This window comes from Streptomyces acidiscabies (assembly GCF_020010905.1).
Taxonomy (GTDB): Bacteria; Actinomycetota; Actinomycetes; order Streptomycetales; family Streptomycetaceae; genus Streptomyces; species Streptomyces acidiscabies.
Genome location: NZ_JAGJBY010000001.1, coordinates 2,456,311 through 2,481,410, shown reverse-complemented (window position 1 = coordinate 2,481,410; position 25,100 = coordinate 2,456,311). Strand labels below are relative to the sequence as shown.

At 71.3% G+C, this 25,100-nt stretch carries 26 protein-coding genes, 1 tRNA gene and 1 pseudogene; 13 read left to right on the top strand and 15 right to left on the bottom strand.

Annotated elements, in window-relative coordinates:
- The first annotated feature begins 48 nt into the window (after positions 1-48).
- The gene (locus tag J8M50_RS11605; protein ID WP_029183612.1) at positions 49-1,191 is read left to right on the top strand and encodes a peptidoglycan-binding domain-containing protein; all 1,143 of its coding nucleotides are present in this window, start codon (positions 49-51) and stop codon (positions 1,189-1,191) included.
- A gap of 638 nt (positions 1,192-1,829) precedes the next feature.
- On the opposite strand, the gene J8M50_RS11600 is transcribed toward J8M50_RS11605, so the two are convergent.
- Positions 1,830-2,504 (bottom strand): HAD-IA family hydrolase, encoded by a 675-nt coding sequence (locus tag J8M50_RS11600; protein ID WP_010351961.1) that lies wholly within the window; start codon positions 2,502-2,504, stop codon positions 1,830-1,832.
- Positions 2,505-3,386: 882 nt separating this feature from the next.
- Entirely contained in the window at positions 3,387-3,968 is a 582-nt protein-coding gene (locus J8M50_RS11595; protein ID WP_010351962.1) for a TMEM165/GDT1 family protein, read from the bottom strand.
- Between the two features lie 430 nt (positions 3,969-4,398).
- Between J8M50_RS11595 and J8M50_RS11590 the strand changes: the two genes are divergently transcribed.
- The 3 genes from J8M50_RS11590 to J8M50_RS11580 all read left to right on the top strand — a co-directional run bounded on the left by J8M50_RS11590 (position 4,399) and on the right by J8M50_RS11580 (position 6,521).
- The gene (locus tag J8M50_RS11590; RefSeq protein WP_010351963.1) at positions 4,399-5,043 is read left to right on the top strand and encodes an HNH endonuclease family protein; all 645 of its coding nucleotides are present in this window, start codon (positions 4,399-4,401) and stop codon (positions 5,041-5,043) included.
- Between the two features lie 81 nt (positions 5,044-5,124).
- Entirely contained in the window at positions 5,125-5,508 is a 384-nt protein-coding gene (locus tag J8M50_RS11585; RefSeq protein ID WP_010351964.1) for a DoxX family protein, read from the top strand.
- A gap of 11 nt (positions 5,509-5,519) precedes the next feature.
- Positions 5,520-6,521, top strand: a complete 1,002-nt coding sequence (locus J8M50_RS11580) for an RNA polymerase sigma-70 factor (RefSeq protein ID WP_078480567.1) — start codon at positions 5,520-5,522, stop codon at positions 6,519-6,521.
- 168 nt (positions 6,522-6,689) lie between these two features.
- Here the strand turns inward: J8M50_RS11580 and J8M50_RS11575 are convergent, their stop codons facing one another.
- Positions 6,690-6,872 carry a hypothetical protein gene (locus J8M50_RS11575; RefSeq protein ID WP_010351966.1) on the bottom strand — a complete coding sequence of 61 codons (183 nt, stop codon included), beginning with the start codon at positions 6,870-6,872 and terminating at the stop codon, positions 6,690-6,692.
- 308 nt (positions 6,873-7,180) lie between these two features.
- Between J8M50_RS11575 and J8M50_RS11570 the strand changes: the two genes are divergently transcribed.
- Positions 7,181-10,111, top strand: coding sequence for an AfsR/SARP family transcriptional regulator (locus J8M50_RS11570; RefSeq protein WP_010351967.1), 2,931 nt, complete (start codon positions 7,181-7,183; stop codon positions 10,109-10,111).
- Here J8M50_RS11570 and J8M50_RS11565 read toward each other — a convergent pair.
- The gene (locus tag J8M50_RS11565) at positions 10,103-10,918 is read right to left on the bottom strand and encodes a hypothetical protein (protein WP_010351969.1); all 816 of its coding nucleotides are present in this window, start codon (positions 10,916-10,918) and stop codon (positions 10,103-10,105) included. The genes J8M50_RS11570 and J8M50_RS11565 overlap by 9 nt on opposite strands.
- 48 nt (positions 10,919-10,966) lie before the next feature.
- Positions 10,967-11,320, bottom strand: a complete 354-nt coding sequence (locus J8M50_RS11560; RefSeq protein WP_079251191.1) for a helix-turn-helix domain-containing protein — start codon at positions 11,318-11,320, stop codon at positions 10,967-10,969.
- 289 nt (positions 11,321-11,609) lie between these two features.
- Here J8M50_RS11560 and J8M50_RS11555 point away from each other — a divergent pair, with 289 nt between their 5' ends.
- Positions 11,610-13,511 (top strand): FAD/NAD(P)-binding protein, encoded by a 1,902-nt coding sequence (locus J8M50_RS11555; RefSeq protein ID WP_223786196.1) that lies wholly within the window; start codon positions 11,610-11,612, stop codon positions 13,509-13,511.
- 68 nt (positions 13,512-13,579) lie between these two features.
- Here the strand turns inward: J8M50_RS11555 and J8M50_RS11550 are convergent, their stop codons facing one another.
- A complete protein-coding gene (locus J8M50_RS11550) occupies positions 13,580-14,128 on the bottom strand; it encodes a superoxide dismutase family protein (RefSeq protein ID WP_010351972.1) in 549 nt (182 codons plus the stop codon).
- A gap of 192 nt (positions 14,129-14,320) precedes the next feature.
- Here J8M50_RS11550 and J8M50_RS11545 point away from each other — a divergent pair, with 192 nt between their 5' ends.
- Positions 14,321-14,938 (top strand): DedA family protein, encoded by a 618-nt coding sequence (locus tag J8M50_RS11545; protein WP_029183613.1) that lies wholly within the window; start codon positions 14,321-14,323, stop codon positions 14,936-14,938.
- Positions 14,939-15,247: 309 nt separating this feature from the next.
- On the opposite strand, the gene J8M50_RS11540 is transcribed toward J8M50_RS11545, so the two are convergent.
- The 4 genes from J8M50_RS11540 to J8M50_RS11525 form a co-directional block, all read right to left on the bottom strand.
- Positions 15,248-15,466: a hypothetical protein gene (locus J8M50_RS11540; RefSeq protein WP_010351974.1), complete on the bottom strand. Its 219-nt coding sequence runs from the start codon at positions 15,464-15,466 to the stop codon at positions 15,248-15,250.
- Positions 15,467-15,653: 187 nt separating this feature from the next.
- Entirely contained in the window at positions 15,654-15,830 is a 177-nt protein-coding gene (locus J8M50_RS11535) for a hypothetical protein (protein WP_162947424.1), read from the bottom strand.
- Positions 15,827-16,162, bottom strand: coding sequence for a hypothetical protein (locus J8M50_RS11530; protein WP_010351975.1), 336 nt, complete (start codon positions 16,160-16,162; stop codon positions 15,827-15,829). Before J8M50_RS11530 ends, J8M50_RS11535 begins: the two co-directional genes overlap by 4 nt.
- Before the next feature lie 98 nt (positions 16,163-16,260).
- Positions 16,261-17,445 carry a helix-turn-helix domain-containing protein gene (locus tag J8M50_RS11525; RefSeq protein WP_059047709.1) on the bottom strand — a complete coding sequence of 395 codons (1,185 nt, stop codon included), beginning with the start codon at positions 17,443-17,445 and terminating at the stop codon, positions 16,261-16,263.
- A 119-nt stretch (positions 17,446-17,564) separates the two neighbouring features.
- Between J8M50_RS11525 and J8M50_RS11520 the strand changes: the two genes are divergently transcribed.
- Positions 17,565-18,110 (top strand): HFCD family protein, encoded by a 546-nt coding sequence (locus tag J8M50_RS11520; RefSeq protein WP_010351976.1) that lies wholly within the window; start codon positions 17,565-17,567, stop codon positions 18,108-18,110.
- A gap of 72 nt (positions 18,111-18,182) precedes the next feature.
- Here J8M50_RS11520 and J8M50_RS50055 read toward each other — a convergent pair.
- Positions 18,183-18,371 (bottom strand): annotated as a pseudogene (locus tag J8M50_RS50055) (hypothetical protein); the annotation flags it as partial.
- Here J8M50_RS50055 and J8M50_RS11515 point away from each other — a divergent pair.
- Positions 18,363-18,806, top strand: coding sequence for a DUF6153 family protein (locus J8M50_RS11515; RefSeq protein WP_029183615.1), 444 nt, complete (start codon positions 18,363-18,365; stop codon positions 18,804-18,806). The pseudogene J8M50_RS50055 and the gene J8M50_RS11515 sit on opposite strands and share 9 nt — an antisense overlap.
- Positions 18,807-18,887: 81 nt before the next feature.
- Positions 18,888-19,538: a DUF305 domain-containing protein gene (locus tag J8M50_RS11510; protein WP_029184532.1), complete on the top strand. Its 651-nt coding sequence runs from the start codon at positions 18,888-18,890 to the stop codon at positions 19,536-19,538.
- 3 nt (positions 19,539-19,541) lie between these two features.
- Here J8M50_RS11510 and J8M50_RS11505 read toward each other — a convergent pair whose 3' ends face one another.
- Positions 19,542-19,868 (bottom strand): DUF8825 domain-containing protein, encoded by a 327-nt coding sequence (locus tag J8M50_RS11505; RefSeq protein WP_010359276.1) that lies wholly within the window; start codon positions 19,866-19,868, stop codon positions 19,542-19,544.
- 121 nt (positions 19,869-19,989) lie between these two features.
- Positions 19,990-20,886, bottom strand: coding sequence for a ketopantoate reductase family protein (locus tag J8M50_RS11500; RefSeq protein ID WP_010359277.1), 897 nt, complete (start codon positions 20,884-20,886; stop codon positions 19,990-19,992).
- Positions 20,887-21,009: 123 nt separating this feature from the next.
- Between J8M50_RS11500 and J8M50_RS11495 the strand changes: the two genes are divergently transcribed.
- Positions 21,010-21,246 (top strand): DUF2277 domain-containing protein, encoded by a 237-nt coding sequence (locus J8M50_RS11495; protein ID WP_010359278.1) that lies wholly within the window; start codon positions 21,010-21,012, stop codon positions 21,244-21,246.
- 23 nt (positions 21,247-21,269) lie between these two features.
- Here the strand turns inward: J8M50_RS11495 and J8M50_RS11490 are convergent.
- Positions 21,270-21,341: transfer RNA gene (locus J8M50_RS11490), tRNA-Val, on the bottom strand.
- Positions 21,342-21,538: 197 nt separating this feature from the next.
- Between J8M50_RS11490 and J8M50_RS11485 the strand changes: the two genes are divergently transcribed.
- Positions 21,539-22,306: a DUF4097 family beta strand repeat-containing protein gene (locus J8M50_RS11485; RefSeq protein WP_050987389.1), complete on the top strand. Its 768-nt coding sequence runs from the start codon at positions 21,539-21,541 to the stop codon at positions 22,304-22,306.
- Positions 22,307-22,403: 97 nt separating this feature from the next.
- Positions 22,404-23,807 carry a hypothetical protein gene (locus J8M50_RS11480; RefSeq protein ID WP_010359280.1) on the top strand — a complete coding sequence of 468 codons (1,404 nt, stop codon included), beginning with the start codon at positions 22,404-22,406 and terminating at the stop codon, positions 23,805-23,807.
- A gap of 73 nt (positions 23,808-23,880) precedes the next feature.
- Here J8M50_RS11480 and J8M50_RS11475 read toward each other — a convergent pair whose 3' ends face one another.
- The gene (locus J8M50_RS11475; protein WP_010359281.1) at positions 23,881-25,038 is read right to left on the bottom strand and encodes an amidase domain-containing protein; all 1,158 of its coding nucleotides are present in this window, start codon (positions 25,036-25,038) and stop codon (positions 23,881-23,883) included.
- Positions 25,039-25,100 lie beyond the last annotated feature (62 nt).

Genomic DNA, 25,100 nt, shown 5'->3' with positions numbered 1-25,100 from the left:
TGGAGGATCTGCATAATTTCCGGAGTTCCCACGGGGAGGGGTGAAGGCGTGAACGAGCCGACGGGGCGCGAGGGACCCGCCGGGCCGCAGGGGCCGTACGGGCACCCCTGCCCGGAGTGCGGGGCCCTGCGTGCCGCCGACAGCACGCCGTCCTGCGACTGCGCGCGGCGGGCCGCCGAGACGCTGAAGGAGGCGCGGCTCGCGGAGGCCGCCGCCGCGGAGGACTTCGATCCGCTGCGGATACGTCCCTATGTGGAGCTGGCGGGTACGGCGGGGGCGCCGGTCGCCGGGGGTCGGCCGCCTGGGCCTCCGGCCGATGCGACGATGCCGTTGCGGGCTGTTCCCGCTTCTGCCGAATCGTTTCCGGACGCGATGGCTACGGCCCCGCTGCCGAGGGTTCCTGGTGGAGGTACCGGTGCTCGTCGTGGCTCTGGAGAGGTAGGGGTATCGGGGTATGACGGGGTGGCGAGGGGTGCGGGGGCGGGAGGCGTAGGACCCCTGGACGGCGTAATACCTGCGGGGGATGCGGGATCGCTGGGCGACGTGGGGTCCCTGGGTGGCGTAGACCCGGACGGCGTTCCGGAGCCCGGCAGCCGTCGTCGGCGGACGGTTCTTCTCACGACCAGCGGTGCCGTTGTCGCCATCCTCGCCGCTGCCGGGTTCGCGAGCGGGCTCTTCGCGTACGACGCGCCCGTGCGCGACGGTTCGCCGCCGGAGGACATCCGTGCGGCGGTGCCGGTGCCGTCCCGGACCGTGGCGGCGTCCGTCGAGGCGCCGGCCGAGCGGTCCGCCGTCCCCGCGCCCGTGTCCGAGGCGGCGACCCCGTCCGAGAGTGCGGCGCCCTCGCCCTCCCCTACGCCCTCCCGCTCCTCCTCGCCCTCGCCCTCCGCGAGTGGCTCGCCCTCCGCCGAGGCGTCCCCCTCCGGCGGGGCCGCCGACGACCAGCGCCAGGTCCCGAGCCTCACGGTCGCGGTGCTGCGGCGTGGGGACACGGGTACGGAGGTGCGGGAACTTCAGCTGCGGCTCAAGGAGTTGTCCCTGTACGGCGAGGACGCGGACGGGGTCTTCGACGAGCCGGTCGAGAACGCGCTCAAGAACTACCAGTGGTCGCGGAACATCACCGGCGACGAGCTGGGGGTGTACGGGGCGGCGACGCGGGAGCGGTTGGAGAAGGAGACGAAGGAACCTTGAAGGGGAGAGCCGGGGCCTTCGGCGTCGGAGGGGGCGAGCGGGGGTACGGAGCGCGGTGACTTTCGCGGTGCCGAGAGGTACGGCGGGATCGGCGACGCTGGGCGCGCGGCGGGGAGCGGTGGTCTTGATGCCGGGGCGGAGCGCGCGGGGCGGGGGCGGAGGGCTCGGTGACGGGTGCCGGTTCGCGGGGCTGGGGGCGTGAGCGGACGCCGTGGCGTGTGACGCCGGTTCGCAGCGCTGGCGTCGTAACCGAGCCCCTCGGTGTCAGACGCCGGTTCACAGGGCCGGGGTCGTTGGCGGACGCCTCGGCGTGACGCCGGTTCGCAGCGCCAGCCTCGTAAGCGAGCCCCTCGGCGTCAAACGCCGGTTCGCGAATCCAGCGCCGTAAGCGAACTCCTCGATGTCAGACGCCGGTTCGCGGGGCCGGGGTCGTTAGCGGGGACGCCTCGGCGTGTGACGCCGGTTTGCAGCACCGACGTCGTAAGCGAGCCCCTCGGCGTCAAACGCCGGTTCGCGAGCCCAGCGCCGTAAGCGAGCCTCTTGACGTCAGACGCCGACCCGCAGCGCCAGCGCCGTAGCGAACCCCTCGGCGTCAAGCGCCAGTTCGCAGCGCCAGCGTCGTACGTATGGTCCCCGCCTCAGGCCCTCGCGCCCCGCACATGCAGTCGTACCCCGTCCGCCGTGACCTCCACCGCGATCTCGCGCAGGTCCCGGACGACGACGTCCGCGGGGTGTGCGGCGGCCCGTTCGCCCACGCCCACTACGCGCATTCCGGCCGCCTTGCCCGCCTGGATGCCCGCGCCGGAGTCCTCGAAGACGACGCAGTCGGCGGGGGCGATGCCCAGTTCCGCCGCCGCCTTCAGGAAGCCCTCGGGGTCGGGCTTGCTGGCGCCGACGGACTCGGCGGTGATGCGCAGGGCGGGCAGCGGGAGGCCGGCGGCGGCCATGCGGGCGGTGGAGAGGGGGACGTCCGCGGAGGTGACGAGCGCGTGCGGGACGCCGGCGAGGGCGGTGAGGAAGTCTGGGGCGCCGGGGATCGGTACGACGCCGTCCGTGTCGGCGGTCTCCTGCGCGAGCATCCGCGCGTTGTCCGCGAGGTTCTGTTCGACGGGGCGGTCGGGGAGGAGTACGGCCATGGAGGCGTGGCCCTGGCGGCCGTGGACGACCTGCATGACCTCGTCGCCGTCCAGTCCGTGCGTCTCGGCCCAGCGGCGCCAGATCCGCTCCACCACCGCGTCCGAGTTGACGAGCGTTCCGTCCATGTCGAGCAGAAGAGCACGAGCGTCGATGACAACAGGCTCGGCGACCGACATGCGCACTCCAGACACCCGGTTTCAGAGACCAAGGTGGCCCCGCCCGCCGGTCAGGGAAAACGAGCGGGAACCACTTTGTTCACCCACGGTACAAAACGAACGCCGTCCCCGCCAGCTCCTGCCGGAAACTTCACCGGTTGTTCAGGGGGGCTTACGGGATGTTCGGCGGGGGGACGTCCCGTCGGGTGGCGGGGCTGGTCAAGCTGCCGGGACCTCGGGGGGCGGCCTGGACCACCGTGGCCGGAGGCCTGCGCCGAGGCCCGCTGGGCTGGGACGGCGATGGCGATCCGGGGCGCAGCCCGCACCACGCGACGGCATCCCGCCGGGTGGCGCGGCCGGTCAAACCGCCGGGCCACCAGGCCACGACCCGGACCAGCCGCCGGAGGCCCGCACCGAGGCCCACCGGAACGGGGCGGAGCGGCGATGGCGATCCGGGGCGCAGCCCGCACCACGCCGCACCACGCGACGGCGTCCCGCCGGGCGGCGCGGCCGGTCAAACCGCCAGGCCCCCGGGGCACGACCCGGACCACCCTCGCCGGAGGCACAAGCCGAGGCCCGCCGGGCCGGACCGGCGATGGCCGCACCGGACCCCGGCACCACGCCGCACCACGCGACGGCGTCCCGTCGAGTGACGCGGCCGATCAAGCCGCCGAGCCCCCGGGCCACAACCCGGACCAGCGTCACCGGAGGCACGCCAGTCCGGGACGGCGATCGCGATCCGGGTCGCGGCCCACACCCCGCCGCACTGCACCTCGTACCGAGCCGCACCCGCCCCCACCGCCCACCCGGCTGCGGGCAATCCCCCCGATGCGGGCGAGCGAAACACCCCCCAGCCCCACCGAACCCACCCCCGCCCCGCCACTCAACCCACCGCCCCCACCCTCAGCCCGCAACCGCCTCCCAAAGACTCCACACCCCCAGCCCCAGCATCAACACCGCCGCAACCTTCGTGATCAGACTCAACGGCACCCTCTTCATCAGCGCCTTCCCCCCGACGATCCCCAGCCCCGCGACCGCCCACAGCGCGAGCACCGCGCCGAGGCCGACCGAGAGGGGGTCGTCGTAGCGGGCCGCGAGGTTCGCCGTCATGAGCTGCGTCAGGTCACCGAACTCGGCGACCAGGATGAGCATGAAGCCCGCGCCCGCGACCTTGAGGAAGGACTGGTCCTCGGGGCGGCGGACCTCCTCCTCGTCCTCGTCCTTCTTGAGGAGCAGCATCGCGGCGCCGCCGAGGAAGAGGACGCCGGTGAGGGCGTGGACGAGCTGCTGCGGGAGGAGCGTGAGGACGCTGCCCGCCGCGACCGCGAGGACGACGTGCACGAGGAACGCCGCGGCGACCCCGGCGAACACGTACGACGCCCGGTAGCGCGTCCCGAGCACGAGCCCCGCGAGCGCCGTCTTGTCCGGCAGCTCCGCGAGGAAGACGACGCCGAAGACGAGCGCCGTCACGCTGATGCTGATCAAGGGTTCCTCAATCGGTAGGGGCCGCCCCACCGAGAGCGCTGAGCCTTCAGGACACCTCGGCAGGACAGCACACGAAGAGCCCGCGTCGTACGACACGGACGTGCACTGCTTGCCGAAGGTCTCGCTGGCGGGTACTCGAACCCCGCCTCCGGGCGCCGGCTCAGACGAGCTGAGCAGTATGTCGACGGTCCGGCGAAGAGCTACTCCCCTTCTGCGCCGTCCATCGTACGCGACGCCACCGACATCGACGTAGGGACGAAAGTCCCCCCGCCTTCTTCACCGGGTCCGCCGCCTCCCTCTTCGCCGCAGACCTTGTCTTGTCATGTTCGCGTCACTAACTTCTTACCGTTCGCACACCTCACCGCAACACACCCCCGCGAGCATTCCATCGCCCCCCACTCCAACGCCCCCACACCCCACGGGAGTTCGCATGCGAAAGTTCTACGCGCGTGGACGGCTCAGCATACTCGCCGCCCTCACCGGACTCATAGCCTCCGTCGGCGTCCTCAACGGCCCGACCGCGTCCGCCGCGCTCCCCACGCCCGTCAGCGGCGCCACCGCCCGCAGCTACCTGTCCCAGCTCACCGTGGCCACCGAGAACCGGACGGGCTACGACCGGGACCTGTTCCCGCACTGGATCACCATCTCCGGTACCTGCAACACGCGGGAGACCGTACTCAAGAGGGACGGGTCGGGCGTCGTCACCGACTCCGCCTGCGCGTCCACGAGCGGCAGCTGGTACTCCCCCTACGACGGGGCTACCTGGACGGCCGCGTCCGACCTCGACATCGACCACCTCGTACCGCTGGCCGAGGCGTGGGACTCCGGCGCGAGCGCCTGGACGACCGCGCAGCGGCAGGCGTTCGCCAACGACCTCACCCGGCCGCAGCTCATCGCGGTCACCGACAACGTCAACCAGGCCAAGAGCGACCAGGACCCGGCGACCTGGATGCCGTCGGTCACCTCGTACCGCTGCACGTACGTCCGCGCGTGGGTGCAGGTGAAGTACTACTACGACCTGTCCGTCGACACCGCCGAGAAGTCCGCGCTGACGAGCTACCTCGCCAGCTGCTGATCTTTCGCCGGGAGATGTCACAGCGCGGGGTCCTGTCTCGTCCGTAGGGAACGGAACACTTTCCTTACGGAGGAGAAGACGATGGACCTCGCGCTGTGGATCTCGGCCGGACTGCTCGCGTTCGTGGCGCTCGCTGGGGGTGTCACGAAGACGTTCGTGCCCCGGGAGAAGCTCGCCGTCGCGCACGGCGGGGGCTGGACCGGGGACGCGAGCACCGCCTTCGTGAAGTCCCTCGGCATCCTCGAACTCCTCGCCGCGGCGGGCCTGTTGCTGCCGGCCGCGCTGGACACGGCGCCGGCGCTGGTCCCAGTGACCGCCGTCTGCTGGACTCTCCTCATGGTCGGCGCGATGATCACCCACGGACGCCGTGGCGAGTCCGCGCTGGTCGCCCTGAACCTGGTCTACCTCGCGCTCGCGGCGTTCGTGGCGTGGGGACGGTTCGGCCCCGCGCCGTTCAGCGGCTGAGGGGGACGCAGTTGAGCGCGGGAGCGGAGAACGGGGCACGCGGGGAGAGCGGCGCGAGGCCGGAAAACAGCGCGAGCCCGGAAAACCCCGCGCGCACCCAAAAAGCCGCCGAGTTCCAGGAGTTGCGCCCCCTCCTCTTCTCGATCGCCTACCGCGTCCTCGGCACGGTCACCGAAGCCGAGGACGCCGTCCAGGAGACCTGGCTGCGCTACGACGCCACCCCCGCCGAACCCCGCTCCGCGAGGGCGTTCCTGTCCACCACGGTCACCCGCGTCGCGATCGACGTCCTGCGCTCGGCCCGCGTCCGCAGAGAGGCGTACGTCGGCCCCTGGCTCCCCGAGCCCCTGCTCACGGACCCGTACGAAGACCCGGCGCGGGCGGCGGAGTTGGCCGACTCCGTGTCGCTGGCCGCGCTGCTGCTCCTGGAACGGCTGACCCCGCTGGAGCGCGCCGTGTTCGTGCTGAGGGAGGTCTTCGACTTCCCGTTCCCCGAAGTCGCCGAGGCGGTGGGCCGATCGGAGCCGGCGTGCCGTCAACTCGCCGTACGCGCCCGGCGGCACATGTCGGCGGACCGCCCGCGCTTCACGACGACCCGCACCGCACGCGACGAACTCGCGGCGCGTTTCTTCGAGGCGCTGCGCGAGGGCGATGTCCTGGGCCTGCGAGGGCTGTTGGCGGACGGCGTGACCGTGCTGAGCGACAGCGGCGGCAAGGCGCCCCGGCTCGCCCGCCCGGTCGAGGGCGCGGTGCCCGTGTCCCGCCTGTTCGGCGCCGTCTTCCCGAGGATGGCCGGGATCGGTGTGACGGCCGAGCCCCGCACCCTGAACGGCGGCCCCGGCGCGGTCTTCCGGGACGCCGGGGGGAGGGTCCTGCACACCATGGGGCTGGACGTCGAAGGTGACCGGATCGCGGCGATCCGGTTGACCATCAATCCTGACAAGCTGCGTCATATCGGCCCGGTGGCGGATGCATGGGCGGTCGACCGGGCATTTCGCCGCACCGGGCGCGGCTGACCCGCCGGGACCGACGGCGCCGCGCACAGAAAGCGCACAGAAACTCGCCACTCTTTTGCCGCCGACATATTCACACGTCCATGAGGATCCTTTTCGGTGCATTTGGTTGCGGATCCCCATGGACGTGTTAATTCACTGCGCTGCAACTGGAACCCCCCGTCCGGTATTTCAGGAACCGGTGCTGTTCCAGTCGGGCGTGTATACGACGGCTTCGGAAACGTCACCGGCACGGACGGCCGAGTGAGTGGTTCCGGCCGCACCGAGGGCGACAGCGAGGGCCACCGCGAAGAGGGCCGCGAGTACGACGGCGCGAAGCAGCATGTTCTTCGACTCGATTGTCTGGTAGGGCATTCGGGTATTCCCATCGTTCAAGATCCGGCTGTCGGGAACACTCTGGCCGGAGCCCGTCAGTGGAGGATCAGCGGACGATGGACGGGAGATCGACGCGCGCCACAGTCCGGGCAATTCACCCCGCACCTCGGGATTCCGAGCAGAAGGTGTTCATGTGTTCATGCGTCCCACAATCCGTCCGCCCGGCGGTAATCCCACGGTCAATGGCGTTCAGAAAATGAAAACGTCCAGCTGCGGCTGCTTGAAGCTGCAAGTTCTCGGCTAGGATGGCCCCGCGCTGCGCTCGGTTCGACCAGAGAGGTGACCCGGTGGCGGTCCTCCATGTGTCCCTTCTCGGCCTGCTCGAAGTACGCCGCGACGCGACCGACCTGGACCTGGGAAACCCCCAGCAGCAGGCCCTGTTCACCGCTCTCCTGCTGCGTCGCGGGAGAACCGCGTCGGCGGCGGACCTGATGGAGGCGATCTGGGGCGAGGAGGTCCCCGCCTCGGCGCTCACGACCCTGCGCACCTATGCCTGGCGGCTGCGGAAGATTCTGGAAACGAACAGCAAGTCCCCGGAGTTTCTGGTCTCGGTCGGCGACGGATACCGGCTGGTCGTGCGGGACGAACACATCGACTGGTACGAGGCGGAACGGCTCGGCCGGGAAGCGCTCGACGCCCATGGTCCGCATCAGGCCCTGACCGCCTTGGAACGCGCTCTCGGCCTGTGGAAAGGGGAACCTCTCGCCGGGATTCCCGGCCCGTACGCGGCACTTCAGCGCGACCGCATCGACGAGACCCGGCTCGCCCTTGAGGAAGAGCGCCTCCACACGGTGATCGCACTCGGCCAAGGGCAGTTGTGCATTCCCGAGTTGGTGGAACTGGTCGGCCGTTATCCCTTACGGGAGCGACTGTACGCCCTGTTGATGCGGGCGCAGGCCGGATCCGGCCGCCGGGCCGACGCGCTGACGACCTATCACGACGCGCGCCGGCTGCTCGTCGACGAACTCGGGGTCGACCCCGGCGCCGAACTCACCGCCGTACACCGCCGAATACTCAGCGGCGAACTGGACTCCGTACCGAACCCGCACGACAGCCCCGACGAGCGGGCGGACCGGGTGCTCGTGCTGCCGCCCGCCCAACTGCCGCCGGAGCCCGCTGACTTCATCGGGCGGGCGCATGTCGCGCAGGCGCTCACCTCGGCGATGAACGCGGAGAGCCGGCCGACGCTCCCGGTGGTCGTGCTGGCCGGGATGGGCGGCGTCGGCAAGTCCTCGCTGGCGCTGCACGTGGCGCACCGGGTGCGCGAGGCGTACCCGGACGGGCAGTTGTACGCCGACCTGGGCGCGATGGCCGCCCCGGAGACCGTCCTGACGGGCTTCCTGCGGGCGCTCGGCGCGCGCCCCGAGGACGTGCCGGAGCCGCTGGAGGCGCGTACGGCGCTGCTGCGGACGATGCTGAGCGGGCGCAGGGTGCTGATCGTGCTGGACGACGCGCGCGACGCGGCGCAGGTCCAGCCGCTGCTGCCGGGCAGCGCGCACTGCGGGGTGCTGATCACGAGCCGGACCCGGCTCGGCGGCCTCCCGGCCTCCCTCCAGGTCGAGTTGGAGGCGTTCTACCTCGACGAGGCGCTCGAATTACTGACCCACGCGATCGGCGCCGAACGGGTGCGCGCGGAGCCGGAGGCCGCCGCCGCGCTGATGGAGTCGTGCGCCTGCCTGCCGCTGGCCGTACGGATCGTGGCGGCCCGGCTCGCGGCCCGGCCGCGCTGGTCGATCCGCTCGCTGGCCGCGCGGCTCGCCGACGAGCGGCGCAGGCTCAGCGAGTTGAAGGCGGGCGACCTGACCGTGTCGGCCGTCTTCGACGTGACGTTCCGTCAACTGCCCGCGGACCAGGCGCACGCGCTGTGCCTGCTGTCCTGCGTGAGCAGTCCGGACCTGTCGCTGGCGAGCGCGTCGGCGCTGCTCGGCACGGGCGAGGAGGAGGCGGAGGAGTTCCTGGAGTCGCTGGTGGACGCGGCGGTCCTGGAGACGCCGTCGGCGGGCCGGTACCGGTTCCACAGCCTGCTGCGCACGTTCGCCCGGGAGAAGCTGCCGGCGAGCGCGTACGCCGAGCCGTTCCGGCGGCTCCTGCACTCGCTGCTGGCGTCCGCGGTGGACGCCTTCCGGCACGCGGTGCCCGGCGATCCGATCGAGGACGCCCTGACGCCGGCCAGGATGCCGGGGCGGCGGTTCGGCGGGCTCGGGCAGGCGCGGGCGTGGGCGGTCGCGGAGGCGCCGACGGCGCTCGCGGTGGCGGCGCAGATCGCCCGGGAGTGGGCGCAGGCGCGGCCCGGCGAGTGCCACCACCGGGAGTGGCTGCCCTCGGCGACGGACCTGCTGATCGCGCTGAGCGCCTACTGGGGTGACACGAGCCACGTGGCGTGGAACAGCACGCTCGACGCCCTGACCCGGGCCGCGGTGCTGGCCGGGGACGAACGGACCGAGGGGCGGGCGCGGTTCCTCAGGGGCAACATCCACCTCGCCCGCGCCCGGCTCACCGCGGCCGTCGAGCACTCCACGCTCGCGGTCGCCCTGACCCGGCACACCGGGGACCTCGTGATCCTCCGCCAGGCCCTCAACGACCTGGGCCTGGCCCACCAGTTGAGGGGCGAGTTCCAGGAGGCCGGCGCCTGTTACGACGAGGCGATCGTGCTGGCCCGCAGCCTCGGCCACGCCACCGGCGAGGTCGCCACGATCCTCAACTCGGCGCTCCTGCACGTCAATGCGGGCGACCCGGCGCGGGCGATCGGCGTCTGCGAACGGCTGCTGGCCGACACCCCGGCGCTGCTGTGCGCGAACCCGGGGGGCGCGGCGTACGCGTTCCACGTCCTCGGGTTCGCGCACCACACGCTGGAGGACCACCTGGCGGCCGTGTCCTGGTACGAGCGCTGCCTGTCCGTCGCGGTGGAGGCGGGCCTGACGAGCCGGGAGGCCTGTGCCCGGTTCCGGCTCGCGGACTCGCTGCGGGCCCTCGGGCACCCCGAGTCGGCGGCGGTGGAGGTGCTGCGGTCCGTCGAGATGTGCGAACGGGCGGGCGACGTCCGCAACTTGGCGCAGGCGCTGCTGGTCCTCGGCCGGGTACGGCTCGCCCTCGGCGAGCAGGACGCCGCGCGCTCGGCGCTCACCGACGCGCGGCGGATGATGGCCGAGCTGCGGCTGCCGGACGAGGGCCAGGCGGCCCGGCTGCTGCTCGCCGTACCGGTCACCGGGTCACGGTGAGGCGGCCGGGCGGGTGGCCACCGCGAGGAGGTTGGCGCCGCGCGCGCCGGAGTCCGGGTCGATGAGCAACTCCCGTTCCATCTTGAGGACATCGGCGAAGCCGGCCTCCTCGTACGGGAACCGGCCGTAGCAGCCGGAGGCGGGCAGGACCAGGCCGGGGAAGCCGGTCAGGGCGTCCACGCGCAGGTCGAGCGCCCGGCACAGCAGCCGGATCTGGCCGGGCGTGAAGAGGTGCGCGTGCGGGGCGCCGGGGCCGCCCGGGTCGTGTCCGGCGAGGCTGTGCAGGGCCGCCTGGAGGTCGCCGCAGCCGAGGTATTCGTGCGCGGTGTGCCAACGGCTCGGCAGGAACGACACCATGAGCCCGCCGGGCGCCATCAGGGATGCCAACTCCCGTAAACCCGCCTCGGGTTGGGAGAAGGAGCTGAGGTACGAGCAGTCGTGGAAGACCAGGTCGTGACCGTGCCCGCCCAGCAGACCCGCCAACTCGCCCGGCCGCGCGGCGAGATGGCGTACGCGGGGGCCGTGCCCGGCGCGGGCCGAGCGGGCGCCGGCCTCGGCGGCGGCCTCCGGGGTCGGGGCGATGTGGACGCCGGTGCTGTGCGGGTACTCCGCGGCGATCCGGCGCGCCCAGCGGCCGGCGCGGGCCGAGACGTCGACGTACGTGAAGGAGAGCGGCAGACGGGAGAAGACCGACTGTTCGAGGGCCGTCCACAGCAACGCGTCGGTGAGCCGGCCGTAGAGGCGGCCGGGGGCGTCCTTCTCGTCCCTCGTGCGGACTGTCCCGTAATACTGCGCTGAACTGGTCACTGTGGCCTCTCGGTTCACGTCACCTCGGACCTTTCAGGGCTCGTCCCGTCAGGCCGCCGAGGGCGCGCGGCCCGGCGGTCGGCGGGGCGCGGGGGCGCGGTCGGCGGACGGCGGCTGGGGGGCGCCGGAGCGGTCCGGGACGCGCAGCCGGGAGCCGAGCACCATCCCCAGCTGGAAGCGGTTGTCGACGCCGAGCCGGTCCATGAGCGCGCGCAGGATGTTGGTGACCGTCCGGGGGCTGACCCCGAGCCGGTGGGCGGCGCTCGTGTCGGTGTGCCCGGCGTACAGCAGGGAGATGAGCTTGCGCTGGCGGTCGTCGAGGTCGAGGACCGCGGGCGCGCGGAGCCGGTTCGCCTGCGGGTGGACGGGCCTGACGGCCGCCGGGAACTCGGGAGCTGCCATGGGTACGTGCCTCTTCCCCTCGGGTCCGGTCGTCTTCCCCCCACTCTGGCAAGCCGCGATCGCGCCCCGATCAGCGTGGGATCAGCGGGAGTTCGGCAAAGCTTTCGTCCTCGCCGGCATGTGGGGGAACTGTGACCGGAGGGGTCCGCGTTGGCTTCCGTGACGGGCGGGGGCAATGATGAGGCGGCCGTCCGTTCCCCCGAACGGATGTCCGTCCCCTTCCGGGGGGCGTCTTTGCCCACTGCGCCCCCACACGCCTGGGAGTCCACCTTTGTCCACTGTGTTCTCTGTGCCGTTCTCTGTGCCGCAGCAACGGGCCGGCGCTGGCCCGGTGCCGCTCTCGGTCGCCCTCGTCGGCGCCGGCCCGCGCGGCACCAGCGTCCTCGAACGCCTCTGCGCCTCGGCGCCGGAGCTGCTCGCCCCGGGCGTACGGCTGACCGTGCACGTCGTCGACCCGGCGCCGCCCGGCCCCGGGCGCGTCTGGCGCACCGCGCAGTCCGAGGATCTGCTGATGAACACGGTCGCCTCGCAGGTGACCCTGTTCACGGACGACAGCGTGAACTGCTCGGGCCCGATCCTCGCCGGACCGAGCCTGCACGAGTGGGCGGACGGCGCGATAGGCCCCGACGACTATCCGACGCGGGCGCTGTACGGCCGGTACCTGGAGTGGGTGTTCGCGCGCACGCTGCGCCACGCGCCGCCCTCGGTGCGCGTCGAGACCCACCGGGCGCGCGCGACCCGCCTCGACGACACGGCGGACGGCCGCCAGCACCTCGTCCTCGACAACGGCCGTACGCTGACCGGGCTTTCGGCCGTCGTCCTCGCGCAGGGCCATCTGCCGGTACGGCCCTCGGCGGCCGTGCTGCGCGACGCCGAGCACGCGCAGCGGCACTCGCTGCGGCACATACCCCCCGCCAACCCGGCGGACGTCGACCTCTCCGTGGTACGGCCCGGCGAGGCCGTGCTGTTGCGCGGGCTCGGGCTCAACTTCTTCGACCACATGGCCCTGTTGACGACCGGCCGGGGCGGTACGTACGTCCGTGCGGACGGCGCGCTGCGGTACGTACCGTCCGGCCGGGAGCCGCGCGTGTACGCCGGGTCGCGGCGCGGGGTGCCGTACCAGGCGCGCGGCGACAACGCGAAGGGGCCGTACGGGCGGCACCTGCCCGAGGTCCTCACGCCCGAGGCGGTCTCGGCGCTGCGCAAGCGCGCGGACTCCGGGGAGGCGCCCGACTTCCTGCGCGACATATGGCCGTTGGTCGCCAAGGAGGTCGAGACCGTCTACTACACGGCGCTCGTGCGGCACCCCGAGTTCGCGCCGCGCTATCTGACCGTGCCGTACGGCGATCCCCAAGAGGCCGCGCTGCTCTCGGAGTTCGGGGTGGCGGACGAGGAGCGGTGGGACTGGGAGCGGGTCTCCCTGCCTTATGCGCAGCGGGAGTTCGGGCATCGCGGGGAGTGGCGTCAGTGGCTGCTCGACCATCTCCGGGCGGACGCGGCCGAGGCGCTGCGGGGGAACGTCGACGGCCCGCTGAAGGCCGCGCTCGACGTCCTGCGGGATCTGCGCAACGAGTTGCGGCTCGTCGTCGACCATCGCGGGCTGCGGGGGGACTCGCGGCGCGACCATCTCGACCGCTGGTACACGCCGTTGAACGCGTTCCTGTCCATCGGGCCGCCCCGGCGCCGCATCGAGGAGCTGACCGCGCTGATGGAGGCGGGGGTCGTGGAGGTGCTGGGTCCCCGGCTCGACGTGACGCGGGAGGAGGGGGCCTGGCTCGCCCGCTCCCCCGATGTGCCCGGGTCGGCGGTGCGGGTGACGACGCTGATCGAGGCGCGGCTCCCGGAGCCCGATCTGGGGGAGAGCGCCGATGCGCTGCTGGTGCATCTGCGGGAGAGCGGGCAGTGCCGGGCGCATGTGGTGGACGGGTACGTCACGGGGGGTGTCGACGTCTCCGCGCGGCCGTATCACCTCGTCGACCGGGAGGGGGTCGCTCATCCTCGGCGGTTCGCGTTCGGGGTGCCTACCGAGGGGGTGCACTGGGTGACCGCCGCGGGGGCCCGTCCGGGGGTGGACTCGGTGACGTTGTCCGATGCGGATGCGGTGGCTCGGGCGGTGCTGCGGGTGGCTGCGGGGCAGGGGCAGGGGCTGGGGCAGGCGGCGGTGGGTGGCTCCGAGGTAGTACGGGTCTGACGTACTGGGGTGCTACGGGGGGGTGTACCTCTTTCGGGGTACGCGGGGTGGGCGTGCAGGCGCGTTGCTCAGCTCGCGTCGGTCCACCCGAACGGCACCGTGAAGCAGCCCACGCGCGCGCCCTTCGTCCCGGGCTCGTCGTGGATCACCACGGACGCCGCCTCGCCCTGCCGGAAGGTCCAGGTGTGCGTGGCGACGCCCACGCCGGAGCCCTTGTCGCCGGTCGTGAAGTCGAGCCACACCTCGTTGTCCTCGTTGACGTACTCGGGTCCCGTACCCGGCACGTGCTGGTAGTGCCCGCCGGCCGCCGCCGGGTCGGCCCCGCACGCCTTCCGGTGCACATGCGCGCCGAACGCGTGACCGGAGGGGAAACCACTCACCCGGAGGGTGACGACGGTGACGCCGCCGTACGTCGTCCGCTGGACGACCTCGATCGACGAGCCCGCCGGGACGAGGTCCTGGTCGTACGTGACGGCGTCCGACGGCACGAAGGCGGTCGGCGGCGCGAACCGGGCGTCGGCCCGCAGGACGACGTCACGAGCCGTACCGGGCCCGGCCGTTCCGGACGCTGCCGCGAGCGCCGCGGCGACGGCTCCCGCACAGATGGCTGCCATCATGGATGCTCACCCTTTCCACTGCCCCCTTGTTCCGCCGATAAGGGACGTTAGGGGACAGCAGACGCGGGCACCGCTCGAAACGTGCCGTTCGAGTGAACATTCCGTGCGCGTCGTACGTACCCCCCTTGGATCTTCTGTCACTCCCTGGGCGTACGCTGTCTGGCTGTCAACGGGGGAGTCACGGGAGTCGTGGTGCTGGAAAGTGTGGGGTCGCTGACCGGCGGTCCATGGATCTACGCGGTTGTCGCTCTGTCCGTGCTGTTCGACGTCTTCCTGCCGGTGCTGCCGAGCGGCGTCCTCGTCATCACGGCGGCGACGGCGGCTGCCGCCGGGTCCGGCGCGGCGGTCGCCGGACAAGTGCCCGAGCACGTGCCCGACATCCTCTTCCTGATGCTCTCCGCGACGACCGCGTCCGTCCTCGGCGACCTCGTCGCCTACCGCCTCGCCTGGCGCGGCGGCGAACGCCTCGACCGCGCCATCGCCCGCTCCCACCGCCTCACCACGGCGCAGGAACGTCTCGGCGAGGCCCTGGCCCGAGGCGGCGGCCCCTTGATGATCCTCGCCCGCTTCGCCCCCGCCGGCCGCTCCGCGGTCTCCCTCCTCTCCGGCGCGTCCCACCGCCGAGTCCGCGACTTCCTCCCCTGGTCGGTCCTCGCGGGGGTCGCCTGGGCGGGCTACAGCGTGGCTCTCGGGTATTACGGCGCGCACTGGCTGGGGGCGAGCTGGCTGTCGACGGGGGTGTCGGTGGGGGCGTTGTTCGTGGCGGGTTCGGGGGCGGCGTACCTGATGCGCCCGCCGAAGACGGCCTGAGCCTCGCGCACTTCAGGGGTAGAGCGCCTGCCTTGCAAACAGGATGTCGGCGGTTCGAAACCGTCCGCGCCCACAAGGGTTTAGTTCCCTGGTCAGATGCGTAATGACGGCCCTCCGGAGTGATCTTCGGAGGGCCGTTTTCGTGATCGAAGTCCACATAGAGTCCACTCACCCTCCGCGTCTGGAGGGCCCGCCGCCGGCGCTCAGGGGAGGCGCGCGGCGGCGGGCTTGGCCGCCTCTCCGTGGGGGACGTGCGGGCGGCCGTCGGTCCCGCTCCCGGCCTGCCGGCGTCAGGTCGGGAGCGGGAGATCACGGGGTACCGGGGGTGCCGTTGTGGCCTGTGTCGTGGGTGCGGATCATCACGGCGTAGTCCGACGTGAGCGACCCGTCGCCCGCACGGCGGGCCTGAGCGCGCAGCCCGTCCAACTCGGCGCAGCGCTCGCAACCGGGGACCGGCACAACAGGCGGTCCCCACACCGACAGGTCGAACGGCTCGGCGGAGGACGTCTGGGTCTGGGGCTCGGTCATGAGCGGCCTCCCTTTGTCGCGGGATCAGGGTGGATGCGGCAGGGGCAGCGGGGTATCAGCACGATCCCGCCCCCGTGAGGCAGTGGTATGTCCTTGGTCAGGCGGCAGTCGGCGTGACCCGATGGCGGCCCGAACTGCCGGGCGACCGCGCACGAGGAGGACAGATGGTCCGGGTCGATGTCGGCGGTCACGGCCGGTCCGCCTGCGGGATCAGGCCGTACAGGGTGCGGCAGCCGCCGCACGCGTACAGGACGTAGGCCGCGCGTCCCTCTTCGACGAGGCTGATCACCCGTAATCCGTACGAGTAGGCCCGGTGCCAGGTGCACCAGCCGTAGATGCCCGGCCCCTCGGGCCGGCCGGTCACGGACGGCCCTCCCGGCGGGTGTCCCTGATCAGGCACCACAGGGCGGTCGCCGTCTCGCAGCGGGTGTTGTCGTCGACGCACTGCTCGCACATGCCCGCGTGCGACCGAAGCGCCTGCGTGGCTACGCCGTGGACGCACAGGTGGCAGGCCCGGGGAAACGTCGAGTAGTGGCTGTGCCTGCGCTCCCCGAGGTCTACCGCCGTCGCGGTCGTGATCTGTATCCCGCACCAGACGCACGCGACACCCCGGGTCTCCGGCTGCGGCAGGTCGTTGAGGTCCGGCAGCGCCAGCAGGGCGAGCGCGTCGATGGGTGGGGCAGTCTCGGGCGGCATGTCACGCCTCCACGGTCACGGTGATCCGTCTCACACCGTGACCGTAGGAGCCGCCAAGACCCGTATCGCTCACAGTTTTGTGAGCGATACGGGTCTTCCTAAAGGCCGAACCAGCGAACCATGCCGATCAAAGTCTCCGACGGCTGGCGGGCGGTACGCATCAAACTGCGGGCCGTTTCCCGCGCGTTCGGGTTGTACCGAGTTTGCTCTGGGGCGTACCGCCGCGCGGCAACCAATCGCTTCAGCGCCGGATCGTCATGCCCGGTTTCCATCTCGATACGAGCCCAATCCACCAGGAAGTGCCCGCGCCTCGACGTCGCGGTGGCGGCTGGCAGGCGCATCTTCCGAGCTTCGGTAAGCGCCGTGTCGTACTGCTTCATCTCGACGTCCGCAGACATCTTGTGCAGCGCCACGTTCGTCGGGCCGAAGCTGAGCCAGTGGACCTCAGAGGCGTCCCCAATGCGCTTCGCGATCGCCTTCGCCTCGTCGATGTGGTGAGTCACCCCCGTCTCGTCTTCCGCCCGCGCGCAGATCACGGAGGCTCCAAGGTGGAGCTGGCCCATTACGGCGAGGGTCTCGCGCGTCTTGGGCGCCTGACCGACGATGCCGTGTCCGGACGTAATGAGGCGTTTCCCGATCCCGTACTCGCCCTCACGGAAGTAGACGAGCCCGCGCATGTACTGCCGGATGGCTCCAAGGCACGGGTCGGAGGCACGTTCGGCGGCCCACGCCATGCGGTCCAGAGCGACGGTTGAGAGATCGTAGTACCCGAGCTTCACGCTGATGTCGTGTGCAGTCCGGTACGTCGAGGCGAGGGTTTGCCACAGGGTGGTTGACGGCGTGGTCCACACCGTGTGCGTCAGCTCTGCGATGGCCGCAGGCAAAGCTTCGCTGGCACTTCGGAGGCGGACCGCGCGGACCTGGCCGCAGAGCTTGTCCGCTTCCGAGATCAGTTCCGCCGCTGGCCGTACGGTGAGGTCTGGATTCGGGCCGAGGTCATACAGGTCTAGGGCTTCGCGGATCGGACGGACCACGCCGACGAGCCGATGGCGTTGCATTTCAGTCACGTAGGGCTGTCCAGTGAGGATGGTGACGTCGATGTTGAGGGCGCGTGAGACTGCGGCGACAAAATCGGCGGTGGCTGGTTTGGCTCCGCATTCGACCTGGTTGAGCAGGCTGTATGAGTACGGGATTCGATCGGCCAGTTCGGGTTGCGAAAGTCTGGCCAGCTTCCGTTGTTCAGCGATGCGGGTACCAGTGTGTTCGTCATCGAGGTTGGGCATACTGGTCTCCTCGTTCCTTGCAGCCGCTTGGAACGGTACTCGCGCCCAGCCGTGAGTGCAGGCGTCTGCCCCCGACTCCACTCGGATCGGGGGCGGTTGCATGTGATCCGATAGGCGGCATGACCTCTCGCGTGCTGTACCTGTTCGGCTCAGCAGCTCCACCCGTTGCCGACGTTGCCAAGGTGATCGAGGAGGCCCAGCGTCGCGGTTGGGACGTGTGCCTCGGGCTCACCCCGACGGCCGCTCGCTGGCTCGGCGAGCAGTTGCGTGCGCTGGAGGAGCTGACTGGGCACCCGGTGCGCTCCGAGTACAAGCTGCCCGGCGAGCCGGACGTGTGGCCGAAGGCCGACGTGATCGCGTTTACGCCGGTCACCTTCCATTCGGTGAACGTGTGGGCGCTTGGTTTGACGCGGGACTTCGTGATCGGGGTGGTTGCGGAGGGCATCGGGAAGGGGATCCCGATCGTGGCCATGCCGTGCGTGAACTCTGCGTACGTGCAGCACAACCGGTTCGAGCGAAGCGTCACCGAACTGAGGGCGATGGGCGTCACCGTGTTGTACGGCGAGGGCGGATTCGTGCCGAACCAGCCGGGGCAAGGGCGCCCAAGCGAATACCCCTGGGGCCTCCTGCTCGATGCGGTGGATCGGCTCGCGCCTCGGGCATGACGAAGCGGCCCCCACTCTCCCGAAGGGAAGCAGGGGCTGCGGTCATGTGCCGTCAGGTATCCGGGTCTCGACTCTGGTGATCCGGGCGTGGAGGTCGAAGCCGGGGCGGAACTCGTGGAATGTCTCGCGGTAGTCGCGGCCCTGAGCGATGACGGCGCCGAACACAGCGTGGAAGGTGTGGCGCGGGACGCCGAGCCAGTCCGGTATCAGATACCGGGTACCCCCACGGGGGATGCACAGTCGCCCCCTAGGATGACCCACGTGACCCGACCCGAGCCGCGTGCCGTGCGGTCGCCCCTGTGGGGGTGGCCGTCGTTGGTGTGCGTGCTCGGGGTGCTGGTGGGGCTGCTTGCCATGCATGGGCTCGCGCCGGGTGGGCTGCATGCGGTCGGGCACGACCGTACGGCTGGGGTGACGGCTTCTGTTGCCGCTCCGGTGATGGCCGAGGCCGGGGTGCACGTCGATGTGAGCGCCGGTGGGTGTTCCGAGGACGGGCACTGTGGTGGCCATGCCCGGCACGCCGATGCGACGTGTGCCGCGGCCAAGGTGAGCGGGGCGCCGGAGTTGGCGGGGCCCGTCGCCGATCCGGTCGCCGTCGTCGTACCCGGTGAGGTCCTTCGCTCCGTCGTCTGCGGCGGTTCCGAGGCGGCGCGTGCCCCGCCGTCCCTCGCCGAGCTTCAACTCCTGCGGATCTAGAGGCGCCCGCACGCCATGCCGTACGCCGGTGTGGGGTGCCGCTGCGTCCAACAGACCCTCCGTACGCAGGAGTTCACGCACATGAACAGCACCATTCGCCGTATCCGGCTTGTCCGGGTCGCCGTCGCCGCGACCGCCGCGCTTCTTCTCGCCGGGTGCGGTGGGAGCGGGGACAGCGAGGGGCAGCAGGCGAGCGGGTCGACGTCGTCCTCGTCGCCCTCCGTGTCCGCCGGCGCCTCCGAAGGCGCGCACAACGCGCAGGACGTCTCCTTCGCGCAGGGGATGATCCCGCATCACCGGCAGGCCGTCGAGATGGCCGCGCTGGCCGCCGACCGGGCTTCGTCGCCGCAGGTCAAGGCGTTGGCCACGCGGATCAAGGGGGCTCAGGACCCGGAGATCAAGACCATGAGCGGGTGGCTCACGGCGTGGGGCGAGGACGTCCCCGCGGAGGGCGGCATGGACCACTCCGGGATGGCTGGAATGGAGGGGATGGACGGGATGGCCGGGATGATGTCCGGCGCCGACATGACGGCGCTGGAGAAAGCGTCCGGCGCGAAGTTCGACACCGAGTTCACGCGGATGATGATCGAACACCACGAGGGCGCGGTCGAGATGGCCGGCACCGAGAAGGCGAAGGGTCAGTACGCGCCCGCGCTCACCATGGCCGACGCGATCATCACGGCGCAGAAGGCCGAGATCACGGAGATGAAGGGCTTCCTCGGCACGAAGTAGCTCTCAGGGTGGAGGCTCGCGTTTCAACCGCATGCGGGCCTCCACCCGCTCCCCCTTCTCCACCTCCGCCCAGAACCGGTGCCCCGTCACGAACACCGCCAGCTCGTGCTCCCGGCGGCGCAGCTTCTCCACCTCCGCCTGCTCGTCCTCCGTCCACCCCGGGGACGCCGGCCGCTCCACCGGCCGCCACCGCTCCGTGTCACTGAACCCGTCCAGGGGCGCGACCGACCAGGGCAGCCGCTTCAGCAGGGCCGACAGCTCGGCCCGGACCTGATGCAGCTCCTCCTGACCGGCGCGCAGGTCGCTCGGAAAGTCGTAGGTCTCAGCCACATCGCTAATGGTACGCCTGTTCGATTTTGTGTAGCGAGTTCCTCACGGGGTTCACACGAACGAGGTAGTCGTACGTCCGTACGATTTCCAGACCGCCCCCTCCCTGCGGGACCTACGACGCCTACGACGCCCCCAGCTCCCCCACCACCCGCTCCGCCACCGGCGCCCCCACCCCGTACGCCCCCGCCGCCCGCAGCAACGCCCCGCCGATCGCGTCGAGTTCGAGCGGCCGGCCCGACTCCGCGTCGCGCTGCATGGACGACTTCATGGAGCCCGGCAGTGCGTCGTAGCGGGCGAGGATCCTGGCGGGGTCCGCCGCGGACCCGGCGGCCGTGCTGATCGCCGCGACCTCCGTGACCAGGGCGGTGAGTTCGTCGCGGTGGGCGGTGCGGAGGTCGCCGACGGGCAGGGCGTACCGCGTGGTGAGCAGCGCGAAGGGGGCCAGGAACGCGAGCTTCGCCCAGAGCGCCTGCGTCTCGCTGCCCAGGACCCGCGTCCTCGGGCCCGCTCCGTTCAGGACAACGGCCAGCGCCTCCAGGCGAGTTGGGTCGACGGGGTCGCCGGAGAGGTCGATCTCCGTGAACGGGCTCGCGTGCTCGATCACCCCGGGCGCCGTACGCGTGGACTCGACCCGGATCACCCCGGGCGCGACCAGCTCGGGGCGGTGGTGCGCGCGGAGGGTCGCGGGGTGTTCGACGCCGTTCAGGAACGGTACGAGGAGGGCGTCGCCGAGCACTTCGGCGGGGACGCGCGCCAGTGCGTCGTCCAGAGCCGTCTGCTTGACGGCGATCAGTACGGCGTCGGCGGGGGCCCTGAGTTCCGTGTCCGCCTCGACGTGGGCCGTGAAGGTGCCGAACTGTGCGCTGCGGACCTGGATGCCGTCCGTGCGCAGCGCCGTCGCGGTGTCCTCGCGCGCGAGGCAGATCACCCGGTGCCCGGCCTTGGCGAGCAGCGCGGCGAGCAGTCCGCCGACCCCGCCGGGGCCGAGGACGGCGACGGTGAGCTTGTCGTACGTCATGATGTGATTCCTTTCGCCGGTCGGCCCCGGATCTCCGGTGGCCGCCACGACGGTGATCATGCCAATGTGCGGCGGCGGTGCCAAGGGCCAGCGGGATGCGCCCGGGAGAGGGACACTGGCCCCATGTGCCGCAGCATCAAGACCCTCCGCCCGCCGTCCCTCCCGCACGACGCCACCGGCGAGGACTTCCACGCCGCCGCGCTCCAGTACGTCCGCAAGGTCTCCGGCTTCCGCGCGCCGGCCGCGCACAACCAGGAGGTGTTCGACCGGGCGGTGGCGGCGATCGAGGCGGCGACGGCGGAGCTGATGGCGGGGCTTGAGGTACGGGGGATACCCCGGGACATGGAAAAGACCCCCTAGGTACTACCTAGAGGGTCCGACTGTGGGCGCGGACGGTTTCGAACCGCCGACATCCTGCTTGTAAGGCAGGCGCTCTACCCCTGAGCTACGCACCCGTCCCCCGAGACTCGCGCGCTCGGGACGAGTCGACAGCGTACCTTGCCCGGGGTGCTGTCCTGCAAACTCGTATGCCCCTAGGGGGTCCCCCGGGGGTTATCCCCACCCTCGATGAGGGAGGGAGCCGGATCGAGTACGGCGGCCTGCGGGCCTAGCGTCGTAGTACCGATCCGGTTCGTCTCAGGGGGACTTCGCCATGGCCCGCATCTCAGGTACTACCCGTCTAATACTCAGCGGTGTGGTACTCATCGCCGTGTTCGGTACGGCCTGCTCGGACGCCTCCGAGGACACCGAACCGGAGTCGCGGGCGTTCGGCCTGAAGGGGTCGACGCTGACGATCGACGCGCAGGACACGGCGCTGGAGATCGTCGCGGCGGAGGGGAACAAGGCGGGCCAGGTCGAGGTGACGCGCTGGTTCGACGGTTCCGTGACGGTCGGCGAGGGCCCGAAGCTGACGTGGTCGATGTCGCAGGACGGCCGGCTGAAGCTGCGGATGAAGTGCAGCGGCCTCGTCGCGGACTGCTCCGCGCGGCACCGGGTCGAGATCCCCCGGGGCGTCGCGGTGAAGGTCGTCTCGAACGACGGCGGCGTGAAGGTGAGCGGCCTGCGGGACGCGCTGAGCGTCAAGGCGGGCGACGGCTCCGTACGCATCACCGACACCTCGGGCCCGCTGGACCTGGACACGAACGACGGCTCGGTGCGCGCGGACGTCTCCTCGCGGACGATCACCACCCACTCCGGGGACGGCTCGGTCCGGCTCAACCTCTCCGTCGTACCGGACCGGATCGAGGCGAAGGCGAACGACGGGAACGTCACGATCGAGGTGCCGAAGGGGACGTACAAGGTGTCGACGAAGGTGAACGACGGCGACACCCGGGTCTCGGTGCCGCGCGCGGACGACAGTGCGCACGAGATCACGGCACGGCTCTCGGACGGCGACCTGACCATCCGCACCACGAGCTGAGGCGGCGCGCGAACCGACCGCCCCGTGTGTTCGTCCTTCACCGGTGGGAGAATGGAAACCGGGCCAGGCAGGACGGACGACAGCGCGGGAGAGGGACGTGACGGCGACACCTTCACAAGAGAGTCGACCGGACCGGCCCCTGCGGCGCGCGCCCGTACTCCGTCGTCCCCGTAGCTCCCTGGTACTACGCGACACCCTCACCCTTGTCACCGCCCTCCCCCTCCTCGCCTCCCTCGCTCTCCCCGCCGCGTTCGCCGGCGGCGGCACCCGGCGCTGGTTCGGCGGCCGGTCGGAGGGCATGCGGGTCGAGGCGCAGGCGGCGAAGGACGCGGCGGCTGCGGCGTTCTACGAACTGGACACCGCGCAGCGGGACTTGAGGATCTCGATCGAGACGATCACGGCGGTGGACGACTCCCCGGCGGCGCGCAGGGCGGTCGGCTCGTTCGAGGAGATCGGCCGCCGGATCGACGAGGTGAGCCAGCAGTACATCACCGCCGTCGACGCGCACGACCTCGACCGCGACGACCTGGAGACCTCGGCGGCGGCGCAGGCGCGCACGCAGCTGACCCGCGCGAAGGACGAACTCACCAAGGCCAAGCAGGACTTGGACCGCTTCGCGAGCAGCCTGGGCCCCCTCCTCGGCAAGGCGGAGACACAGCTCGCCCGCCTCGCCCCGGCGGTGGAGCGGGCCCGCCAGGCCCTGCTGGCGGCCTCCGACGCGCTGGACGCGGTCCGGCGGACCGGCCTCAAGGCGGACGACCTCGCGGCCCGACTCGCGGCGCTGGCACCGGAGTTGACGAAGCTGAACCAGGGCGCGGGCCAGCACGGCGTGCCGGAGACGCTGGAGCGCGCGGAGCGGGTCTCTCGGGAGGCGGAGTCGATCCGTGCGGAGGCATCCAGGCTGCCGGAGAAGGCCGCCGAGATCGACCACCGCCTGGTGTCGCTGCGCACGCGCGCACAGGCGCTGACGACCCGCGCGGACCAGGTCGACCCGATCCTCAGCGAGTTGCGGCGCCGGTTCGCGGCGGCCTGCTGGCAGGACCTCCAGCGGGTGCCGGAGCAGGCCGCGGAGAACGTCCGGCAGGCCGAGGCGAAGCTCCGCGAGGCGCGGACCGCGCGGGAGGAGCAGCGCTGGCCGGACGCGGCGTCGCTGCTGTCGACGGTGCGGGCGCTGCTGAACGCGACGGACGAGTCGGTGTCGGCCGCCGGTGACCGGCTGACCAGGCTGAACGCGGTCCAGAAGGACCCGCAGCAGGAGATCGACCGGACGCGTTTCGCGATCCGTGACGCGCAGCGCCTGGCGATGACCGGCCGGACGACCCCGGACCCCCGGCACGCCCGCCCGCTGGACGAGTCGGTGGCCCGCCTGGACCGCGCGATCGCGGGTCTGGAGGGCCGTCACCCCGACTACTGGCACTTCCTGACGGAGACGGAGGCGGTGCGGCAGTCGGTGGCGCGGGTGGTGTCGCAGATCCGCGAGGAGCGGGGCACTGCCCACTGAACACCCGGCGCACTGAATACACAGGGCCCGTCACCCTGAGGGGTGACGGGCCTCGTCGTACCTGAGGGGTGGATCAGGTGCGGTACGCGTAGTAGTACGAGTTCGGGTACGACGCGAGGACACTCGACAGCGAACGCCGGTAGGTGTTCGAGGAGTGGTACGTCAGGTAGGGCATACCGTTCGCGACGTAGGACACGATCATCGTGTGGTCCTTGGAGCCGTCCCGGTCGAAGTCGACCTGGAGGACGTCGCCGACCTGCATCTGGTAGACGTTCGCGAGCGGCGTGGAGCGCTTGGCGTTCTGGGTGAACCAGGACCACTCGTTGACGCCGACGAACGAGTACGACTGGATCTCGTTGTTGCCGAACCACTTCGTGTAGTCGTACACGTAGCCCGGCGCGTGCTTCCAGCCGCCCGCCTTCAGGGACTGGCTGACGAAGTTGGTGCAGTCACCGCCCGCGCCCTGCCCGTTGAAGTTCGGGTAGTCGGGGTTGTAGTTGCTCCAGTACTTCTCGGCGTAGGTCGCCATCGCCTTGTAGTCGTACGTCCCGCCGGTGAGGACCTTCGGGACGGCGACGGGGTTGCGCGTCGTCGCGGCGCGCGGGGCGGCCGGGGTGTCGGTCTCGGCGGTGGCCGGCTTGACGGTGGTGACGGCGGGCGCGGCGACCTGGTTGACGGTGGTGCCGCCCGTGTCGGTCGAACGGACGCCGGAGAGCTGCCAGTTGCCGCCCTGGTCGGCCTTGAAGGTCAGCTCGTGGTGGGCCTGGAAGCCGGTGGTGTTCGGCTCCTTGGCGCTGGTCTTCTCGTAGGTGAGGACCGTGGTCTCGGTGACCTGGGCCTTGGCGGTGCGGCCGGTCACCTTGACGGTGTCGAGGCTGACGCCGGTGGTGCCCTTGCTGTACTTCTCACCGAGCTTCGCCAGCGTGTTCTTGCGCTGGGTCAGGGAGTTGAGGGTGCTGCTCTCGGTGCTGTGCTGCTTCGAGGACATCTTGACGCGTCCGGAGAAGCCCTGGGTCGTGGGCTTCTTGCGGTTGCCGTCGACGAGCGCGTCGGTGCGGTCGGTGAAGACCGCGTCGGCGAGCTTCTGGAAGGTCGCCCGGGTCTTGGCGTCCACCGTGGGGTTGCTCGGGGTGGCGGCTCCCGCCGACCAGTTCGGCAGCAGCGCGACACCTGCGGCGACCGATGCGGCGGTCGCCGTGAGTATCGTGACGCGGCGCCGCGAACGGCTCAATTTCCTTGACTTCACTGATAGTTCCCCTCTGGCCCGGCGGGGGAGGGATGCCGGGTAGCGGA

Excerpts from the sequence above, each read along its gene's own strand:
- J8M50_RS11600 (WP_010351961.1), bottom strand. The coding sequence starts at position 2,504 with ATGTCGGTCGCCGAGCCTGTTGTCATCGACGCTCGTGCTCTTCTGCTC.
- J8M50_RS11590 (WP_010351963.1), top strand. The coding sequence starts at position 4,399 with ATGCGAAAGTTCTACGCGCGTGGACGGCTCAGCATACTCGCCGCCCTC.
- J8M50_RS11585 (WP_010351964.1), top strand. The coding sequence starts at position 5,125 with ATGGACCTCGCGCTGTGGATCTCGGCCGGACTGCTCGCGTTCGTGGCG.
- J8M50_RS11575 (WP_010351966.1), bottom strand. The coding sequence starts at position 6,872 with ATGCCCTACCAGACAATCGAGTCGAAGAACATGCTGCTTCGCGCCGTC.
- J8M50_RS11560 (WP_079251191.1), bottom strand. The coding sequence starts at position 11,320 with ATGGCAGCTCCCGAGTTCCCGGCGGCCGTCAGGCCCGTCCACCCGCAG.
- J8M50_RS11550 (WP_010351972.1), bottom strand. The coding sequence starts at position 14,128 with ATGATGGCAGCCATCTGTGCGGGAGCCGTCGCCGCGGCGCTCGCGGCA.
- J8M50_RS11540 (WP_010351974.1), bottom strand. The coding sequence starts at position 15,466 with ATGACCGAGCCCCAGACCCAGACGTCCTCCGCCGAGCCGTTCGACCTG.
- J8M50_RS11530 (WP_010351975.1), bottom strand. The coding sequence starts at position 16,162 with ATGCCGCCCGAGACTGCCCCACCCATCGACGCGCTCGCCCTGCTGGCG.
- J8M50_RS11525 (WP_059047709.1), bottom strand. The coding sequence starts at position 17,445 with ATGCCCAACCTCGATGACGAACACACTGGTACCCGCATCGCTGAACAA.
- J8M50_RS11520 (WP_010351976.1), top strand. The coding sequence starts at position 17,565 with ATGACCTCTCGCGTGCTGTACCTGTTCGGCTCAGCAGCTCCACCCGTT.
- J8M50_RS11515 (WP_029183615.1), top strand. The coding sequence starts at position 18,363 with ATGACCCACGTGACCCGACCCGAGCCGCGTGCCGTGCGGTCGCCCCTG.
- J8M50_RS11510 (WP_029184532.1), top strand. The coding sequence starts at position 18,888 with ATGAACAGCACCATTCGCCGTATCCGGCTTGTCCGGGTCGCCGTCGCC.
- J8M50_RS11500 (WP_010359277.1), bottom strand. The coding sequence starts at position 20,886 with ATGACGTACGACAAGCTCACCGTCGCCGTCCTCGGCCCCGGCGGGGTC.
- J8M50_RS11495 (WP_010359278.1), top strand. The coding sequence starts at position 21,010 with ATGTGCCGCAGCATCAAGACCCTCCGCCCGCCGTCCCTCCCGCACGAC.
- J8M50_RS11485 (WP_050987389.1), top strand. The coding sequence starts at position 21,539 with ATGGCCCGCATCTCAGGTACTACCCGTCTAATACTCAGCGGTGTGGTA.